Origin of the sequence: Leisingera sp. MMG026 (assembly GCF_021654205.1) — a bacterium.
GTDB lineage: Bacteria > Pseudomonadota > Alphaproteobacteria > Rhodobacterales > Rhodobacteraceae > Leisingera.
The window spans coordinates 274360-292947 of the sequence record NZ_JAKFZM010000001.1 but is presented as its reverse complement, the minus strand read 5'-3'; the positions used below and the strand labels follow the sequence as shown (position 1 = coordinate 292947).

Genomic DNA, 18588 nt, shown 5'->3' with positions numbered 1-18588 from the left:
GTTTCGCGCCTGCGATTGCAGACCTGATTTCACTGTTTCTCATTGGGGAACAAATTGTTTAAGGCAATTTTTAGGCAAAATAACAACAAAATCTGGACCAATTTGAAGAATTCCCGTAGCTGAGTTGTGATGTATTTCTGCTTTCTACTTTTGGGGGACTAAATGATTGGCGCACTTGTTCTAAGCACATTGGCAGTTGCCGGCCTGGCGATCAGCTTTGATGACGGCGATGATAACGCGCCCGAGCCGGATCCCATTGATGAAAACCCTGAACCTGTACTGCCAGGGACCCTTCCTACGGATGGGCCGGACGATCTGATCCTGGGGGATGAAGACGATGTTCTGGAGGCAGGAACCGGGGCCGACCGGGTACAGGCCGGGGGCGGCAATGATCAGATCTCGGGCGGCGAGGGCAAAGACACTGTGCTGGCAGGCGACGGCAGCGACACGGTGTCCGGCGGCGCGTTTCATGATCTGATTTACGGTGGCAACGGCAATGACCTTTTGTCCGGCGACGGCGGCCTCGACACGATTTTCGGCGAAGGCGGCAACGATACGCTGGACGGCGGCGACTGGAACGACTCGCTGGTTGGCGGCCTGGGCTATGACAGCCTGACAGGCGGCATCGGAAACGACGTGCTGATTGCCGGCGCAGGAAAAGATGTGGCCGATGGCGGCGAAGGCAATGACACTATCTCCGGCGGCGAATTTCACGACATCGCCTATGGCGGTGCCGGAAACGATTCCCTGTCGGGCGATGGCGGCATTGACGTTCTGTTCGGCGACGCTGGCGACGATACGCTGGACGGCGGCACCTGGGATGACGACCTGATCGGCGGCGATGGCGCGGATGTTCTGAATGGCGGCGCCGGCAATGATGCCCTGAGCGGGGTAAACCTGACGCGGGACCTGACACCGGAAGAGGTTGCCAGTCTGCGCGACCAGGATGAGGGTGCAACGCTTGAGGGCGTCGGCTTCTCCAACGCGGACGACGGCGCGGATACGCTGGATGGCGGCGCCGGCAATGACTTCCTGCTGATGGGCGCCGGCGATACCGGAACCGGCGGCGAGGGGCAGGATGACTTCAGCCTGTATATGTCGCAGGACGCAACCGGTGTCATCACCATCACCGATTACACACCGGGCGAAGACGTGGTTCAGCTGGTCTTTGACAATGGCAGCGAAACCGTGAATGCCGACGACTACAGCGTTGAAAACGATGCGGAAACAGGCGACGCGCTGATCCTGCAGCAGGGCGAGGTTGTGGCCCGGTTGCAGGGGGCCGGCGAAAGTTTTACTGCCGATGACCTGGTGCTGATCGACGCGGCGTAAAACCCCGCATCGGTCACGAAACAAAAAAGGCCTGCCGCAACTGAATGCGGCAGGCCTTTGTAATGAAAAGAGCCTTCAGCTTTTAACCGTTGGCTTCGCGGATCTTGTCGGCAGCATCCTTGTCAAAGGCGATGCTGTTCTGTTCGAACATGCCGTCCAGTTCGCCCGATAGGGTCATCTCGGTGATGATGTCGCAACCGCCGACGAATTCGCCCTTGATGTAAAGCTGCGGAATGGTCGGCCAGTCGGAGTATTCCTTGATGCCCGAGCGGATGTCCTCATCCGCCAGCACGTTCACATCGGTGTAGTCCACGCCGATGTAGTTCAGCACGCCCGCCACGCGCGAGGAGAAGCCGCACTGCGGCATTTCCTTGGTGCCTTTCATAAACAGCACCACGTCGCTGGCGTTGACGGTTTCGTCGATGCGGGTTTTTACGTCGGTCATTGGTTCATGTCCTTTTCGTCGTGCCGCCGTGGATGGACCGGCAGAAAGTCGTTGAGCGCGAGATATGCCACAATGGGCAGCAATAAAAGGGCCGCAGCCGGAGAAACTTGATTTCCCGCAAATTCAAGCAGTCAGCCCAACCGGCCTACTCCGGCGCTTTTGTCGTCAGTGCCAGGGCGTGCAGTTCGCCATCGGGGCCGTCCATCTTGCCTTTCAACGCGGCATAGACGGCGCGCTGCTGCTGGACGCGGTTCTTGCCGCGGAAGCTTTCGTCGACGACCATCGCCGACATGTGAACGCCGTCGGTGCCGGCCACCTGGATTTCAGCGTCAGGGAAGCTTTCGCGCAGCAGTTCTTCGATTTCATGGGCTTGCATGGGCATCCGGGGAAGTCCTTTGTCTTGTTTGGTAAAAATGTAGGTGGGCGCCGGGGGCTGTGCAAGCGGGATTAACCGCGGTCCTGTGCAAAAGGCGCAAGGGTTTCGACAAATTCCGGCACCGCCGCCAGGGCGTCCTGCACGCTGTTTTCCTCAAAATCCCAGACAGAGGTGGGGTTGTGCGGGCAGAGCGCTGCGGTCAGTTCTGCTCTGCGGGTTTGCAGTTCCGGCGGCAAGGGCAGGGCGGCGGCCTCCTGCAGCACCAGCAAAGCTTCGTGGATGGGCCGCAGCACCCGCAGCGCATAGGTCATATGGGTCAGCAGGTCCGGGTCATCCTGCCAGGTTTCGCCATCAAACAGGATTTGCGTAACCCTCTGGCCGGCCCCGGCGCAAGAATAGGCGACGCAGCCGCCAAAGCCGCACGCAGCCAGGCCGGAATGAATGCTGCAGCGGAAATCCGGAGCGAGGTTGGGGCAGGGGGTATCTGCCTGTTTCAGCAGGCCAAAGTCTTCATGCGCCTCAAACGGATAGGCCACACAGCACAGACCTGCGCAGCGGCTGCAATCCTCTGTCAGCTCAGGAAGGGTCATGGGCCGGTCCCCGGTTCAAAACAAAGGGCGGGACGGCTGTGCCATCCCACCCTATGCATCAGTCTGCCACGGTGCCCGGTTCGGGCATTGCGTGTTTCAATCAGGCGACAGCAGCGGCAAAGCTGGAGCGGAAGATGTCCTTCAGCTCGGCCAGCGGTGCTTCGGAGCCGCCGATCTTAACCATGTCGCCGCCGAACTTGCCGACGGTAACCAACGGCACACCGGCCTGGCCAGCAGCCAGCATCAGCGCCTCGGCCTGATCAAAGTTGCAGGCGATCAGGTAGCGCGCCTGGTCTTCGCCGAACACGGTCTGGGTGTCGCCCGCGTCGATCTGCACGCCGACGCCGGCCTCTTCGGCCAACTCGAACGCCGCCAGCGCCAGGCCGCCGTCGCCAAGGTCGGTACAGGCTTTGATGAAATCGCGGTTGGCGCGGATGAATTCGCCGTTGCGCTTCTCCGTCTCCAGATCGACCGCCGGGGCGTCGCCGTCCTCGCGGTTAAAGACCTCGGCCAGCAGTGCCGACTGGCCCAAGTGGCCAATGGTTTCCCCCACCAGCAGGGCGACATGGCCGTCGCGGGCTTCGCCGGTGATCGGCTCCTCGCCCGCCGCAATCAGGCCCACGGCGCCGATGGTCGGGGTCGGCAGGATGCCCTTGCCGTCGGTCTCATTGTACAGCGACACGTTGCCGGAGACGATCGGCATGTCGAGCGCGGCCACGGCTTCGCCGATGCCTTTGATGGCGCCGACAAACTGGCCCATGATCTCGGGCTTTTCGGGGTTTCCGAAGTTCAGGTTATCCGTTGTTGCCAAGGGTTTGGCGCCCACAGCTGTCAGATTGCGGTAAGCTTCGGCCACCGCCTGTTTGCCGCCCTCAAAGGGGTTCGCCATCACGTAGCGCGGGGTCACGTCCGAGGTGAAGGCCAGCTTTTTACCGGTGCCGTGCACCCGGACAATACCGGAACCGGCGCCGGGGCGGCGGGCGGTATCGCCCATCACGGTGGTGTCGTACTGCTCGTAAACCCACTGTTTGCCCGCATAGTTCGGCGAGGTGAGCAGCGCCTTGAGGCCATCAATCGGATCAATGGTGGGCACGTCGGCGTCGGTCAGCGGTTCAGCCGCCGGGGTCGAGACCCAGGGTCGGTCGTATTCCGGCGCGGTGGAGGCCAGTTTGGACAATACCAGATCCGCCTTCACGTCGCCGTTATGCAGGATCAGGAAACGGTCTTCGGCAATGGTCTCGCCGACAATGGCGAAATCCAGGTCCCATTTTTCGAACACCGCACGCGCTTCGGCTTCCAGCGACGGCTTCAGCACCATCAGCATGCGTTCCTGAGATTCCGACAGCATCATCTCGTAGGCTGTCATGTTCTCTTCGCGCTGCGGCACGTCTTCCAGGTTCAGCTTGACGCCCAGTTTGCCCTTGTCGCCCATTTCCACGGCCGAGCAGGTGAGGCCCGCAGCACCCATGTCCTGGATCGAGATCACCGCGCCGGTCTGCATCAGTTCCAGCGTGGCTTCCATCAGACGCTTTTCGGTAAAGGGATCGCCGACCTGAACGGTGGGCCGTTTTTCCTCAATGGTGTCATCGAACTCTGCCGAGGCCATGGTGGCGCCGCCAACGCCGTCACGCCCCGTTTTGGCGCCCAGATACACAACCGGCATGCCAACGCCAGACGCGGCGGAATAAAAGATGGCGTCGGTCTTGGCCAGGCCCGCAGCAAAGGCGTTCACCAGGCAGTTGCCGTTGTAGGCGGGGTGAAAGCGGACTTCACCGCCCGCGCAGGGCACGCCAAAGCAGTTGCCGTAGCCGCCGATGCCCTCAACCACGCCGTTGACCAGCTGGCGGGTCTTGTGGTGGGACGGCTCGCCAAAGGACAGCGAGTTCATCGAGGCGATTGGCCGCGCGCCCATGGTGAAGACGTCACGCAGGATGCCGCCAACCCCGGTTGCCGCACCCTGATAGGGTTCGATGTAAGAGGGGTGGTTGTGGCTTTCCATCTTGAATACCACCGCGTCGCCATCGCCGATGTCGACGATGCCGGCGTTCTCACCCGGGCCGCAGATCACTTGCGGGCCATCGGTCGGCAGGGTGCGAAGCCATTTCTTGGAGGACTTGTAAGAGCAGTGCTCGTTCCACATCGCCGAGAAAATGCCCAGCTCGGTGAAGGTCGGCTCGCGCCCGATGATTTCCAGGATCAGATCGTATTCGTCGGGCTTCAGCCCGTGATTGGCAATCAGTTCAGGCGTGATGGCGGGTTCCTGCATCCGTAAACGTCCCCAATGGCTGCGATTGCGCGCCTTTTAGGGCAAGGAGGGGCGCGGGGGAAGCGGAATCAGCCGGCTCCCGGCCAGATGCCGGCAGAGGCGTCTTTGCGCCGCAGCGGCTGATCCGCTGAACTGGGTTAAGCTTTAGTCTTTTCAAAGCGGTAGATTTGCGGGCGTGCGGTTGGCCAAGCGCTGAAATTACAAGCATGACGAAAGTCTGCGGCGTTTGGAAAAAGAAAAGAAAAGACTTTGTTTTTTCCGCGCTGCTATCCAAGGGCATGTCCAGCCCCATTGGCGGGCCGCCGCAAGCTGTCAGGACCAGGGCACGCTTGTCCAGACCGCCTGTCGATCAATACCCCTTTGGGGTCAATGTGTTACGGCCAAAAAAAAGGCCGAGCACTAAGCTCGGCCGAAGTCCAACAGGGAGGTATGAAGGGGGGCGAAGCCGCCGCCTTCATGAGCTTCATTTAGGGCGCCGGGCCTGCCCCTTCAAGGGGATTAATGTCAAAGATGGGTCAATGCTGGTATGCGGAAATTGCATGGCTTGGGGCGCTGCACCGGTTCGGACAAATCAAAACCGGCCACGACGCTGCATTGCAGCGCGAACTTGGCCCGCTGATGCGTCGGCGCGGGTCAGAGTTTCCCCAGCTCTTTCATATGCTTCCGGTGCGCCATGATTTCGGATTGCACAAAGTCGCGGAACGCGCCGACCCGCTGGGAATGGCGCAGTTCTTCTGGATAGGCGAGGTAGACCGGCACGCTGTGCTGATCCTCTTCCGGCAGCACCTCGACCAGTTGCGGGAATTCCTCGGTCACATAATCCGGCAGAATGCCGACCCCCAGATTGTGCAGCACGCCCTGCAGCACGCCGAAATAGTTGTTGACGGTCAGCAGCGACCCCGGGTTATGGGCCATCAGCATTTTACCAAGAACCGCGGCTGAACCCACTTGGGCGGAGCGCTGGTTCTGACAGATCAGCCGGTGCTGGGAAATGTCTTCAGCGGTTTCCAAAGTGCCGCGCTGTTCCAGATAGGCCGGAGAGGCATATAGACCCATCCGCACCGTCATCAGCCGCTTGCGCACCAGATCGGCCTGGCTGGGTTCTTTCATGCGGATGGCCACATCGGCCTCGCGCATCGGCAGGTCCAGAACACGTTCTTCCAGCATAAGGTCGATTTTCAGATTGGGATACTGCTCATACAGTTTGGTCAGCCGCGGCGCCAGCCACAGGGTGCCGAAACCCACAGTGGTGGTGACGCGCAACTCGCCGAACACTTCCTCCTCGCTGTCGCGGATGCGGGCAGAGGCGGCTTCAAGCCGGGTGGACATGGATTGGGTGGCGTCAAACAGCAGCTCACCCTGTTCGGTGAGAATCAGTCCGCGCGCATGGCGGTGAAAAAGCGTCGCATTCAGGCTCTCTTCCAGTGCCCGGATCTGGCGGCTGACCGCCGATTGCGACAGATTCAGCCTGTCACCGGCATGGGTCAGGCTGCCCGCATCGGCCACCGCGTGAAATATTCTGAGCTTATCCCAATCCATATGCGTTACTTTCTGTGCGTTTGGGGCCGACTGTATGAAATCTTAGTTATGTATCAGTTTCCGTGACGCAAGCGAGCAAAAACGAAAAAAAAGCGGCTATTCAGGTCAGCAATTATGACCTATTCTTGGGGTCAGAAAGTGCAAGCTAATCCCGGTTGAGGAGGCCACGATGAGCACGCCGAAAATCTCACTTAATGACAAGTACGACCTGACGAAATCGCCGGTACTGCTGAACGGCACCCAGGCACTGGTGCGGCTGATGCTGATGCAAAAGCACCGCGACCGGGCGGCGGGTCTCAATACCGCCGGACTTGTCACCGGCTACCGCGGTTCGCCCCTGGGGGCAGTCGACCTGCAGATGAGCAAGGCCGAGAAGCATCTGAAGGCGGCGGATGTCACCTTCCAGTACGGTCTGAACGAAGATCTGGCCGTGACCGCCCTGTGGGGGGCGCAGCAGGCCGAGGTCCGCGGCGAGGGCAAATACGACGGTGTATTCGGCCTGTGGTACGGCAAGGGGCCGGGTGTTGACCGCTCGGGTGATGCGATCCGCCATGCCAATATGGCCGGCTCGTCAAAACACGGCGGCGTGCTGCTGGCGATGGGCGATGACCACACCGGCGAAAGCTCCACCGTGCTGCACCAGTCGGAATGGTCGCTCTTGGACTGCTACCTGCCAATCGTCAGCCCGGCGGGTGTGCAGGAAATCCTTGATTACGGCATCTATGGCTATGCGTTGTCGCGCTTTTCGGGCCTGTGGACCGGCCTCAAGACCATGAAGGACACGATCGAAGTCACCTCGGTTGTGGATGCAAACCCGGACCGGATGCAGCTGGTCACGCCGGAATTCGACATGCCGGCAGATGGGCTGAACATCCGCCTGGACGACGACCGCTTCCGCCAGGAAGACCGGATCATCGACTACAAGCGCTTTGCGGCAGAGGCTTTCAGCCACGCCAATAAGATGGACAAGCGCATGTGGGGCAAACCCGGCGCCAAGATCGGCTTTGTTGCCGCCGGCAAGAACTGGCTTGATCTGGTGCATGCGCTGAAGCTGCTGAACATCGACGAGACCATGGCCGAACGGCTGGGGCTGACCACCTATAAGGTGGGCCAGACCTTCCCGATGGACATGAAGGGCTTCCACGACTGGGCCGAAGGCCTGGATCTGATTGTTGTGGTCGAAGAAAAGCGCAAGCTGATCGAGATCCAGATCAAGGAAGCGATCTTTGACGACCGCCAGGGCCGCCGGGTCTATGGCTGGTACAAGGGCGGCGCCGGCAGCATGCACCGCGAGGAGCTGTTCCCGACCCGCTATGCGCTGGACCCGATCATGATCGCCGAAAAACTGGGCGGCATCCTGATTGAGGAAGGCCGCGAGACCGAGGCCATCCGGGCCGGCCTCGAAAACCTGTCAGAGGCCCGCCGCGCCGACAACGCCGAGGAAATCGCATCCCGCTTGCCCTACTTCTGCTCGGGCTGCCCGCACAACTCGTCAACCAAACTGCCGGAAGGCTCCCGCGCCTATGCCGGCATCGGCTGCCACTTTATGGTGCAATGGATGGACCGCGAGACCACCGGCTTTACCCATATGGGCGGCGAGGGCGTCAACTGGGTGGGCGAGGCTCCGTTCTCCAACCGCAAACATGTGTTCCAGAACCTGGGCGACGGCACCTATAACCACTCCGGTGTGCAGGCGATCCGGGCTGCATTGGCCGAAGGCACCAACATTACCTACAAGATCCTTTATAACGACGCGGTGGCGATGACCGGTGGCCAGCAGGCCGAGGGCGGGCTGACCGCGCAGCAAATCGCGCATGAGCTGACTGCGATGGGCGTTAAAACCATGGCCGTGGTCTATGACGAGAAGGAAGACGTCGACGCCACGCTGTTCCCGGCCGGCATGCGGATGCACGAACGCGCCGAAATGATGAAGATCCAGCGCGAATTTGAAGAGGTCGAAGGCGTTTCTGCGATTATCTATATCCAGACCTGCGCCGCCGAAAAACGCCGCCGCCGCAAGAAGGGCCAGTTCCCGGACCCGGACCAGCGGGTGTTCATCAACACCGACGTCTGCGAAGGCTGCGGCGATTGCGGGGTGCAATCGAACTGCGTCTCCATCGTGCCCAAGGACACCGAACTGGGCCGCAAACGGGCGATTGACCAGTCGTCGTGCAACAAGGACTTCTCCTGCGTCAACGGTTTCTGTCCTTCGTTTGTGACGGTCGAGGGTGCCAAGATCCGCAAGGAGGCGACCGCCGACATCGACCTGCCGCATCTGCCAAAGCCGGAACTGCCGGCCATTGACGGCACCCACAACGTGGTAATCACCGGTGTCGGCGGAACCGGCGTTGTGACCATCGGCGCCATTCTGGCGCAAGCTGCACAGATTGACGGCAAGGGCGCCGGGCTGATGGAAATGGCGGGTCTCGCCCAAAAGGGCGGCGCGGTGCATATCCACTGCCGGATTGCCAACACCCCCGATGACATCTCGGCGATCCGCGTCGCCACCGGCGAGGCGCATGCGCTGATCGGCGGCGACCTGGTGGTGAGTGCGGGGGCCAAGACCCTGGGCCTAACCTCTACTGGCCTGACCGGCGCCGTGGTGAACAGCCATGAAATCATCACCGGCGAGTTCACCAAGAACACCGAGTTCAAGGTGCCGACCGACCGCCTGGAAGTGGCGCTGCAGGCCCGCCTGCGCGACCGGGTCGATCTGTTCGATGCGTCCGAACTGGCCCGCGCCACCATGGGGGATTCGATCTTCTCCAACATGATGGTGTTCGGCGGCGCCTGGCAGCGCGGCCTGGTGCCTGTCAGCTTTGAGGCGATCAAGCAGGCGATCACGCTGAACGGCGCCGCTGTGGAGCGCAACCTGCGCGCCTTCGATATCGGCCGCTGGGCGGTGCTGCACCCCGAAGACGCGGCCCGTCTGAGCCGGCCGGACACATCAGAAAAGCCGAAAACCCTCGAGGAGAAGATCGCCTTCCGTGCCGATCATCTGGTGGCATATCAGGGCAAAGGGCTGGCCAGGCGTTATGCTAGGCTGCTCGACGGTATCAGCGATCCCGCGCTGAAAGAGGCAGCGGCAAAGGGCTATCACAAGCTGTTGTCCTACAAGGACGAATACGAAGTCGCCCGCCTGCTGCTCGACAGCCGCGCCAAGGCGGAGGCGGAGTTTGAAGGCGACCTCAAGCTGTCCTATCACCTGGCGCCGCCGATGCTGGGCGGCACCGATGCGGACGGGCGTCCGAAAAAACGCAAGTTCAGTGCAAGCATGGAGCGCGGTTTCCGCCTGCTGGCCAAGCTGAAACGCTTGCGCGGCACACCGCTCGACATCTTCGGCTACACCGAGGAACGCAAGATGGAGCGCGCCCTGATCAAGCAATATGAAGCGGACATGATGGAGTGGCTGCCGAAAGCGGCGCCGGACATCATGGAGCCTCTGCTGGCATTGGCTGAATTGCCGCTCTCGATCCGCGGTTTCGGTCCGGTGAAGATGGCAAATGAGCAGAAAACTGCGAAGCGCCGTGAGGAGCTGCTGGCAGCCCTTCGCCAGGGCGGCGTGCCGCTGAAACACGCGGCAGAGTAACCAAGGGCCGGGCGGGACACTCCCGCCCGCTCAGGGCCATCCGCAGGATGGTCCTTCCCGGTTGGGCCCGGCGCCACGCTGACGCGCGGCGTTTGCCGTTCCGCCGCTTCTTTCTGGTCCTGAATACCCCGGGGTCCGGGGCAGCGCCCCGGTCTGCTTTTGCCCCAACGATACTTGCAGCGTTCCGGCGCCAATGGCCAAAGACACAAAAGCACTTATGGATTTCTTTCGCAAAGCGACGTATGAGCTTTCTTCAGTACCGCTCAAATCCCACGGGTATGGGTTTGAGTTCGAAGAGAAACACCACGCGTGAGAAGGCGACATGGCTGTAGGCATCTTTGATTCAGGATTGGGCGGACTGACCGTCCTTGACGCCGTGCAGAAACGTCTGCCGGATTTGGATTTCCTTTACTACGGCGACAACGCCCGCGCGCCCTACGGTGTGCGCGATGCCGAAGATGTCTATCAGCTGACCAGGGCTGCGGTCGAAGATATGTGGAGCAAAGGCTGCGATCTGGTGATCCTGGCCTGCAACACGGCCTCTGCTGCGGCGCTGCGCCGGATGCAGGAGGGCGGGCTGCCCAAGGGCAAACGGGTGCTGGGGGTTTTTGTCCCTCTCATTGAAGCGCTGACAGAGCGCCAGTGGGGCGACAATTCGCCTCCGCGCGAAGTCGAAGTGAAACACGTTGCGCTGTTTGCCACGCCTGCAACTGTCGCCAGCCGCGCCTTTCAACGGGAGCTGGCTTTCCGCGCCATTGGTGTGGATGTCGAGGCCCAGGCCTGCGGCGGTGTGGTGGACGCAATCGAGGACGGCGACATGATCCTCGCTGAGGCCCTGGTGCGCTCCCATGTGGATGCCCTGCAACGTAAAATGCCGCATCCGCAAGCCGCCATTCTGGGCTGTACCCATTACCCGCTGATGGAACAGACTTTCCAGGCGGCACTGGGACCGGGGGTCAAAGTGTTCAGCCAGGGAAATCTGGTTGCGGACAGTCTGGCGGATTACCTGACACGGCATCCCGACATGCACGGCACTGGTGCCGGCGGTTTCTTCACCACCGGAAACCCGGGCCGCGTCAGCGACCGGGCGACCCAGTTTCTCCGACGGGAAATCACCTTTCAGGCCGCCTGAGAACAGACCGCGCGGAACCTTGTTCCAGGTCAAAGTGCACGGGCGCATTTCCTCCTAATTCTCACCGCAGATGGCTGCAGAACGGCAAATCACATTGAAAGACGAGGTCTGACATGACCCATAAAGTGGCTATTCTTGGCGCTTCCGGCTACACTGGCGCCGAACTGGTGCGGCTGATCGCCCAGCATCCGAACCTCGAAATTGCGGCGCTCTCTGCCGACCGCAAGGCCGGTATGACAATGGCGGAAGTGTTCCCGCATCTGCGCCATATGGAACTGCCGGTACTGTGCAAGATCGGCGAGATTGATTTCGCCGGCATTGATCTGTGCTTCTGCGCTCTGCCGCATAAGACCAGCCAGGAAGTGATTGCGGCGCTGCCCGCAAGCCTGAAGATCGTGGATCTGTCGGCAGACTTCCGGCTGCGTGATCCGGCTGAGTACGAGAAATGGTACGGTAATCCCCATTCCGCGTTGGAACAGCAGGAGGAGGCGGTCTATGGCCTCACCGAGTTCTACCGGGATGAGATCAAATCCGCGCGGCTGGTGGCCGGCACTGGGTGCAACGCAGCCACCGGTCAGTTTGCCCTGCGCCCGTTGATTTCGGCTGGGGTCATTGATCTGGACGACATTATTCTGGATCTGAAATGCGCTGTCTCAGGCGCCGGCCGGTCGCTCAAGGAAAACCTGCTGCATGCAGAGCTGAGCGAGGGCTATAACGCCTATGCCATCGGCAGCACCCACCGGCATCTGGGCGAATTCGACCAGGAGTTCAGCAAGATCGCGGGCCGCCCCGTAAAGGTGCAATTCACCCCGCATCTGCTGCCAGTCAACCGGGGCATTCTGGCGACCGTTTATGTAAAAGGCGACGCGCGGACGATCCATGACACCTTTGCCAGGGCTTACGCTGATGAGCCCTTTATCGAACTGCTGCCCTTTGGCGAGGCCCCCAGCACCCACCATGTGCGCGGCTCCAACTTCTGCCATATCGGTGTGGCGCAGGACCGGATCGATGGCCGGACCATTGTGATTGCAGCACTTGATAACCTGACAAAAGGTAGCAGCGGCCAGGCCTTGCAGAACGCAAACCTGATGTTAGGTGAGACTGAGACCGAAGGTCTGATGATGGCGCCGCTGTTCCCCTGATCCGGGAGCGGCGCAGGCAGGGACCTTGAAGTGAGGACACCATGAAGAACCTGAAGAAACAGCGCCGGATCCAGGTCATTGCCGTTGCCGCAGTGGCTTTGGTGGTTGCAACCGCCCTGATCGGCTATGCCATGCGTGACGGGATCAACTATTTCCGTTCGCCCAGCCAGGTGGCCGAGGCGCCGCCGAAACCGTCCGAAGTGTTCCGCATCGGCGGATTGGTTGAGGAAGGCACGCTGCAGCGCGGCCAGGGTGAAACCGTGCGTTTTGCGGTTACTGATGGAGGTGCGACGGTGCAGGTCGCCTATACCGGTGTGCTGCCGGATCTGTTTGAAGAAAACCAGGGCATGGTAGGCACCGGGCGTTACGTGAATGGCGTCTTTGAAGCCTCTGAAATTCTAGCGAAACATGACGAGACCTATATGCCCAAGGAAGTCATGGACGCGTTGAAGGAGCAGGGGGTCTATCAGGAACCCGAAACCTGAGACCGGTTTCTGACCAAATGGCTCCCGCCCAAAAGGCGCCTCCCTTCGGGGAGGCGTTTTGCGTTGGGCCGGGCTCGGCGCGGTGCGGCAGCGTTCCTGAGGCGGTGTTGCGCAACATGCGTACGCCGCTGTCAGGAGATCTTTTCGTATTTTCACGATGATTGACTCACCAGAAAAGGGTGAGGTTCGATGCAGAGTGTTAAGGAAATCGCCGCTGAGATTGTGGCGCGGGAAGGCGGTTTTGTGAATGATCCGGATGACCCCGGCGGCGCGACCAAATACGGTGTGACCATCGGGACCCTGCGGCGGCTGGGGCTGGATGTGACCGGCGACGGGGATGTGGACGCCGGGGATGTGAAGGCGCTGACCCGCGCGCAAGCCGTGGCCATTTTCATCCGCCACTATTTCGACGCGCCCCGGATTGCCAGCCTGCCGGAGTGCCTCCAGGCCACGGTCTTTGATATGTATGTGAATGCCGGCAGCAACGCGGTGCGCATCCTGCAGCGGTTGCTGCGCGATATGGGGTACAGGGTTGCGGTGGACGGCACAATCGGACCGCAGACGGCAGGCGCCGCCGCCGATGCTGCCACCGTTGATGCGACGGGCCTGCGCGACGCCTATGGCATCGCGAGGCGCAATTATTACTTCCGTCTGGCAGACCGCCGGCCGGCCAGCCGCAAATACGCCCGCACCCGCGCGGGCGGCAAAGGCGGCTGGATCAAACGGGCCGAGGAATTCATCTCGCCGAACTACCATCTGAACCAGCAGGCCTTTCAGGAAAGGATCGCGGCATGGGGGTAATCTCTGACATTCTGGGGCTTGTTTTTGGCAGCCAACGCAATGTCCTGCGGGAAACTGCCGAAGTCTTTCGCGAAAACGCCGAAGCCGGTGCCGGCCGTGCCCATGACGTTCAGATTGCAGCGCTTGGCCAGTTTGGCACCGAATTTCACCAGCCCGCAAAAGGCTGGTTTGACCACCTTATGGATGGGGTGAACCGGTTGCCGCGCCCTCTGCTGGCCCTGGGAACGCTGGCGCTGATGGTGTCTGCGCTGAGCGACCCGGTGTGGTTCGCCGCCCGGATGCAGGGACTCGCGCTGGTGCCGGAACCGTTGTGGTGGCTGCTGGGCGTTATTGTCTCCTTCTATTTCGGGGCGCGGCATCAGGTGAAGGCACAGGAGTTTCAGCATGGTCTGGCGGTCAGCATGGCGCGGGTTCCCCAGGCCGTCGAAAACATCGCCGCGCTGAACAGGCTGCGGGCCGATTCACCTGCGGCGGCCTCTACCGGCACCGACGCCGCAGCGCGGCTTCAGGCCACGGGCGCAGAGGAAAACCCGGCGCTGGAAGCCTGGAAAGCCCGTCGCGGCTGATCACATTTTAGCGGCTGCGGCGGCATGGCGCGGCGAATGCCATTGGCGCCCGCAGCAGACAGGCGTATAGGAAAATACATGATTACAGAGCTTGGCCACTTCGCCCTTATCCTCGCCTTCATGATTGCGATCGTGCAGGCTGTTATCCCCTTGATCGGCGCCCATAAACGCTGGCCCGGCTGGATGGCCGTGGCGGAGCCCGCGGCACAGGCGCAGTTCCTGTTCACCGCCTTTGCCTTCGGGGCGCTGACCTGGGCATTCATCACCTCTGATTTCTCGCTGAAGCTGGTGACGCTGAACAGCCATTCGGCCAAGCCGATGCTCTACAAGATCTCCGGCACTTGGGGAAACCACGAAGGATCAATGCTGCTGTGGGTGCTGATCGTTGCCCTGTTCGGGGCGATGGCCTCGGTCTTTGGCGGCGGGCTGCCGCCCACGTTGAAGGCGCGGGTTCTGGCGGTGCAAGCAGCCATTGGCGTGGCTTTTTATGCCTTCATCCTGTTCACGTCCAATCCGTTCCTGCGTCTGGCAGTGCCGCCGTTTGACGGGCAGGACCTGAACCCGCTGCTGCAGGATCCGGGCCTCGCCTTCCATCCGCCGTTCCTATATCTCGGTTATGTCGGGCTGAGCATGGCGTTTTCCTTTGCCGTTGCTGCCCTGATCGAAGGCCGCATTGATGCCGCCTGGGGCCGTTGGGTGCGGCCCTGGACGCTGGCGGCCTGGATCTTCCTGACCATCGGTATCGGGCTGGGCTCCTGGTGGGCCTATTACGAGCTCGGCTGGGGCGGGTTCTGGTTCTGGGACCCGGTTGAGAATGCCTCCTTCATGCCCTGGCTGCTGGCGGCGGCGCTGCTGCATTCCGCCATTGTGGTGGAGAAACGAGAGGCGCTGAAGAGCTGGACCATCCTGCTGGCGATCCTGGCCTTTGGCTTCTCGCTGATCGGGACATTCATCGTGCGCTCGGGCATCATCACCAGTGTGCATGCCTTTGCGAACGATCCGGAACGCGGCGTGTTCATCCTGTTCATTCTGGCGTTTTTCACCGGCGGCGCGCTGACGCTGTTTGCGGCCCGCGCCCAGGCGATGGAGGCCAAGGGCGTCTTTGGCATGGTCAGCCGCGAAAGCGCACTGGTGGCCAATAACATCCTGCTGGCGGTCAGCTGCTTTGTGGTCTTCTTCGGCACTGTCTGGCCGATCCTCGCGGATATGCTGCTGGACCGAAAGCTAAGCGTCGGCCCGCCGTTCTTCAATTCTGCCTTTACCCCTTTCATGATCGCACTGGGGCTGATCATGCCGGTTGGCGCCATGCTGCCGTGGAAACGCGGCCGGATCGGGCGCACTGCTTGGCAGCTGCGCTATGTCTTCGTGCTGGCGGTGTCGCTGGGTGTGCTGGCCTGGGCGCTGCAGACCGGCAAGTCCGCGCTGGGGCCGGTGGGTTTGTTCCTGGGCTCCTGGATGGTGTTCGGGGCGCTGGCTGATCTGTGGCTGCGCAGTGGCAAATCGGGCCGCCTGCAACGGATGCTGCGGCTGCCGCGTGCCGATTGGGGCAAGGCCGTGGCCCATGGCGGGCTGGGCATCACCATCTTTGCCATCGCCGGCCTGACCGCCTGGGAACAGGAAGATATCCGCGTGGCCCGCATCGGCGAACCCTTTGACGTTGGTGCCTTTACCCTGATGCTGACGGATGTCAGCCGGGAACAGGGGCCGAACTACTTTACCACCAAAGGCCGGGTCGAGGTGACGCGCAACGGGCAGCCCGAAGCGGTGATGTTCCCGGAAAAGCGCGACTATCCGGTCAGCCGGATGCCAACCACCGAGGCCGCAATTGATTACCGCGTCACCCGTGACCTTTACGTGGTGCTGGGCGATCAGCAGGCCGATGGCAGCTGGACCATGCGCACCTATATCAAACCCCTTGCCAATTGGATCTGGGGCGGCTCTATCCTGATGGCGCTTGGCGGGCTGCTGAGCCTTAGCGACCGGCGTTTCCGCGTTGCTGCAGGCGCGCGCAAGGCACCGGAAACAGGAGTGCCCGCGGAATGAAAACCTTGCGCTTTTTGATCCTGGCACTGGCCGGATTTGCTGCTGTAGCTATCATCGCGCCCGCTCCGGTACTGGCAGTGGAGCCGGATGAGGTGCTGGCCGATCCAGCACTTGAAAGCCGCGCGCGGGAGCTGTCCAAGGACCTGCGCTGCCTGGTTTGCCGCAATGAAAGCATTGATGAGTCCAACGCCGAACTGGCCCGTGATCTGCGTGTCCTTGTACGCGAGCGGCTGGTTGCGGGTGACAGCGACAGCGAGGCGATGAGTTTTATCGTCGACCGCTATGGCGAGTATGTGCTGCTGCGCCCCACCACCGGCGGCGCCAACTGGCTGTTGTGGGCTGCAGGCCCGCTGATGCTGCTGGCCGCCGTTGTGATCGCCGTCTTCTATGTGCGGGGACGCGCCCGCGCGCCCAAGGCCGCCGAGCAGGGGCTGAGCGCTGACGAGCAGGAGCGGTTGCGGAAAATCCTGAAGGATTGACGCCGGGTCCGGCTTTCCGGCGGGCGGGCTTTCCGTCACCATACCGGCAAACGGCCAGGCACACGCGTTTCTGGCCTCTGAACGCAAGTTACGTGAGGCACTCCGATGGACTATAAGGAAATCCTGTTTTCTCTGCAGGACGGGCTGGCGGTTGTCACCCTGAACCGCGAAGCGCGCAAGAACGCGCTTAACAGCCGGATGCGGTCCGAGATCACCCATGCGATGCGCATGGCGTCTTCCGAGGCCCGCGCTGTGGTGTTGACCGGGGCGGGCGATGCGTTCTGCTCGGGCCAGGATCTGAGCGACGCAGGCAGCAACGGCGGCCAGCTGGATCTGGAACGCACGCTGCGCGACGAGTACCTGCCGATGCTGCAGGCGATTTATGATTGCCCGGTGCCGGTTGTGGCGGCCGTCAACGGTGCCGCTGCCGGGGCAGGGGCCAATCTGGCGCTGGCCGCCGATGTGGTGATCGCCTCTGAAAGCGCGTTTTTCATGCAGGCCTTCAGCAAAATCGGCCTGATCCCTGACGCCGGCGGCACCTGGTTCCTGCCGCGCCAGATCGGTCTGGCCAAATCAATGGGGGCTGCCCTGTTTGCCGACCGCGTCAGCGCCCGGCAGGCCTGCGACTGGGGGATGATCTGGGAAGCGGTGCCGGATGCAGAGTTCGACGCCCATTGGCGGAAGCGCGCGGAATATCTGGCCAGCGGCCCCAGCAAGGCTTTTGCCGCCACCAAATCCGCCCTGCGCGAAAGCTTTGGCCGCACATTGGCCGAGCAGCTGTCGGAAGAGGCGCATCTGCAGGGCCAATGCGGCAAGACCCGCGATTTCCATGAAGGCGTCACCGCCTTCATGGAAAAGCGCCCCGCGAAATTCGAAGGGCGCTGAGCAGTTTCAGGTCGGCTGAGAATTGAAAGAAAATGCCGGGGAGTGTCTCCGGCATTTCATTTCAGGCGCGGGTCAGCACCATAACGTTGCCTGCTGTAATCAGACCACCGGCGCCTTGGATACGAGCAAAAACCTCGCCATCTGCCAGCAGCAGAGCGTCATCCTCATCACCGAATTGGTCAAGAGTGTTCTCAACTGTGATTTCAGGCGGCGTGCCTTCGCCATCGTGAGAATAGACGATAACATCTTCAAGGCGGCTGTAGTCTGTCAGAACAACCGGTTCATCGCCGGCCTCGATCCAATCGCCGAGGATCAGTTCATCCAGGCCTTCTCCCAGGCTCACTGTGTCGCCGTTGCCTGCGATAACATCGTCATTGCCGCCGCCCGCCTGGATCACATCCGCGTCTTCGTCGGTATCGTGGTTCAGCTCAGGTTCCAGTTGCACGTCAACGTCCGGATCATCGTTGGCGGCCCATTCTCTGCCGGCTTCCACGACGTTGTCCGGATCAAAGGCGCTGGTCGACACAATGAAATCGTTGCCTGCATCCCCGATCAGAGTATCGCTGCCCGTGCCGTCAATGATTGAATCATGGTCGGAGCCTCCCCGCAGGAAATCGTCACCTTCGCCGCCAATCAGCAAATCCTGTCCGCCTTGGCCAAACAGCCGGTCGTTTCCGGCATTGCCGTCTACTATGTCGTCGCCGTCCTTGGCGAATATTGTGTCCTCGCCGGATCCGCCCGCCAGGTCGTCGTTATCCTCTGTGGCGTCGGCGGTGGTGTCGCCCTTGGTAATGCCATCGTCGTCATCATCCAGGGCAATGGCAACGCCGCCGATGGTCAGGCCGATACCGAGCAAGATCAAGAGTTCCATGTCACCAATCCCATAGTCGGCTGGCAGAGGGCTTTTGCAAATGCGTG

Annotated in this window: 16 protein-coding genes and 1 pseudogene; 11 read left to right on the top strand and 6 right to left on the bottom strand. The window is 61.5% G+C overall.

The genetic code is table 11. The features are described 5' to 3' along the window. Nucleotides 1-162: 162 nt before the first annotated feature. Entirely contained in the window at nucleotides 163-1332 is a 1170-nt protein-coding gene (locus L1069_RS01385) for a calcium-binding protein (RefSeq protein WP_237454532.1), read from the top strand. Between the two features lie 82 nt (nucleotides 1333-1414). On the opposite strand, the gene grxD is transcribed toward L1069_RS01385, so the two are convergent. From grxD to L1069_RS01360, 5 genes are all read right to left on the bottom strand, one after another. Further along, nucleotides 1415-1777, bottom strand: a complete 363-nt coding sequence (gene grxD / locus L1069_RS01380) for a Grx4 family monothiol glutaredoxin (RefSeq protein ID WP_237454531.1) — start codon at nucleotides 1775-1777, stop codon at nucleotides 1415-1417. Nucleotides 1778-1922: 145 nt separating this feature from the next. After that, nucleotides 1923-2159, bottom strand: coding sequence for a BolA/IbaG family iron-sulfur metabolism protein (locus L1069_RS01375; protein WP_019297755.1), 237 nt, complete (start codon nucleotides 2157-2159; stop codon nucleotides 1923-1925). A gap of 65 nt (nucleotides 2160-2224) precedes the next feature. Next, the gene (locus tag L1069_RS01370; RefSeq protein ID WP_237454530.1) at nucleotides 2225-2743 is read right to left on the bottom strand and encodes a hypothetical protein; all 519 of its coding nucleotides are present in this window, start codon (nucleotides 2741-2743) and stop codon (nucleotides 2225-2227) included. A gap of 100 nt (nucleotides 2744-2843) precedes the next feature. Continuing rightward, the gene (gene purL / locus L1069_RS01365) at nucleotides 2844-5009 is read right to left on the bottom strand and encodes a phosphoribosylformylglycinamidine synthase subunit PurL (protein ID WP_237454529.1); all 2166 of its coding nucleotides are present in this window, start codon (nucleotides 5007-5009) and stop codon (nucleotides 2844-2846) included. 633 nt (nucleotides 5010-5642) lie between these two features. After that, on the bottom strand, nucleotides 5643-6548 hold the full coding sequence (locus L1069_RS01360; protein WP_129370958.1) for a LysR family transcriptional regulator: 906 nt from the start codon (nucleotides 6546-6548) through the stop codon (nucleotides 5643-5645). A 169-nt stretch (nucleotides 6549-6717) separates the two neighbouring features. Here L1069_RS01360 and L1069_RS01355 point away from each other — a divergent pair, with 169 nt between their 5' ends. From L1069_RS01355 to L1069_RS01310, 10 genes and pseudogenes are all read left to right on the top strand, one after another. Beyond that, on the top strand, nucleotides 6718-10137 hold the full coding sequence (locus L1069_RS01355) for an indolepyruvate ferredoxin oxidoreductase family protein (RefSeq protein ID WP_237454528.1): 3420 nt from the start codon (nucleotides 6718-6720) through the stop codon (nucleotides 10135-10137). A 190-nt stretch (nucleotides 10138-10327) separates the two neighbouring features. Then, nucleotides 10328-10450: pseudogene (locus L1069_RS01350) on the top strand (acyltransferase); the annotation flags it as partial. 9 nt (nucleotides 10451-10459) lie between these two features. Further along, nucleotides 10460-11269, top strand: coding sequence for a glutamate racemase (gene murI, locus L1069_RS01345; protein ID WP_129370956.1), 810 nt, complete (start codon nucleotides 10460-10462; stop codon nucleotides 11267-11269). Between the two features lie 113 nt (nucleotides 11270-11382). Beyond that, nucleotides 11383-12411 (top strand): N-acetyl-gamma-glutamyl-phosphate reductase, encoded by a 1029-nt coding sequence (gene argC / locus L1069_RS01340; protein ID WP_237454527.1) that lies wholly within the window; start codon nucleotides 11383-11385, stop codon nucleotides 12409-12411. A gap of 41 nt (nucleotides 12412-12452) precedes the next feature. Then, nucleotides 12453-12896, top strand: a complete 444-nt coding sequence (ccmE, locus tag L1069_RS01335) for a cytochrome c maturation protein CcmE (RefSeq protein WP_129370954.1) — start codon at nucleotides 12453-12455, stop codon at nucleotides 12894-12896. 189 nt (nucleotides 12897-13085) lie between these two features. Continuing rightward, nucleotides 13086-13697, top strand: coding sequence for a holin-associated N-acetylmuramidase (locus L1069_RS01330; protein ID WP_129370953.1), 612 nt, complete (start codon nucleotides 13086-13088; stop codon nucleotides 13695-13697). After that, the gene (locus L1069_RS01325) at nucleotides 13688-14263 is read left to right on the top strand and encodes a holin family protein (RefSeq protein ID WP_237454526.1); all 576 of its coding nucleotides are present in this window, start codon (nucleotides 13688-13690) and stop codon (nucleotides 14261-14263) included. The genes L1069_RS01330 and L1069_RS01325 overlap by 10 nt, the downstream gene beginning before the upstream one ends. Nucleotides 14264-14341: 78 nt before the next feature. Continuing rightward, a complete protein-coding gene (locus tag L1069_RS01320; RefSeq protein ID WP_129370951.1) occupies nucleotides 14342-16306 on the top strand; it encodes a heme lyase CcmF/NrfE family subunit in 1965 nt (654 codons plus the stop codon). Beyond that, nucleotides 16303-16785, top strand: a complete 483-nt coding sequence (locus L1069_RS01315; RefSeq protein WP_237454525.1) for a cytochrome c-type biogenesis protein — start codon at nucleotides 16303-16305, stop codon at nucleotides 16783-16785. Before L1069_RS01320 ends, L1069_RS01315 begins: the two co-directional genes overlap by 4 nt. Before the next feature lie 105 nt (nucleotides 16786-16890). Next, complete coding sequence (locus L1069_RS01310) at nucleotides 16891-17670, top strand: enoyl-CoA hydratase-related protein (RefSeq protein WP_237454524.1); 780 nt, start codon at nucleotides 16891-16893, stop codon at nucleotides 17668-17670. Nucleotides 17671-17731: 61 nt separating this feature from the next. On the opposite strand, the gene L1069_RS01305 is transcribed toward L1069_RS01310, so the two are convergent. Then, the gene (locus L1069_RS01305; protein WP_237454523.1) at nucleotides 17732-18541 is read right to left on the bottom strand and encodes a calcium-binding protein; all 810 of its coding nucleotides are present in this window, start codon (nucleotides 18539-18541) and stop codon (nucleotides 17732-17734) included. Nucleotides 18542-18588: the final 47 nt, after the last annotated feature.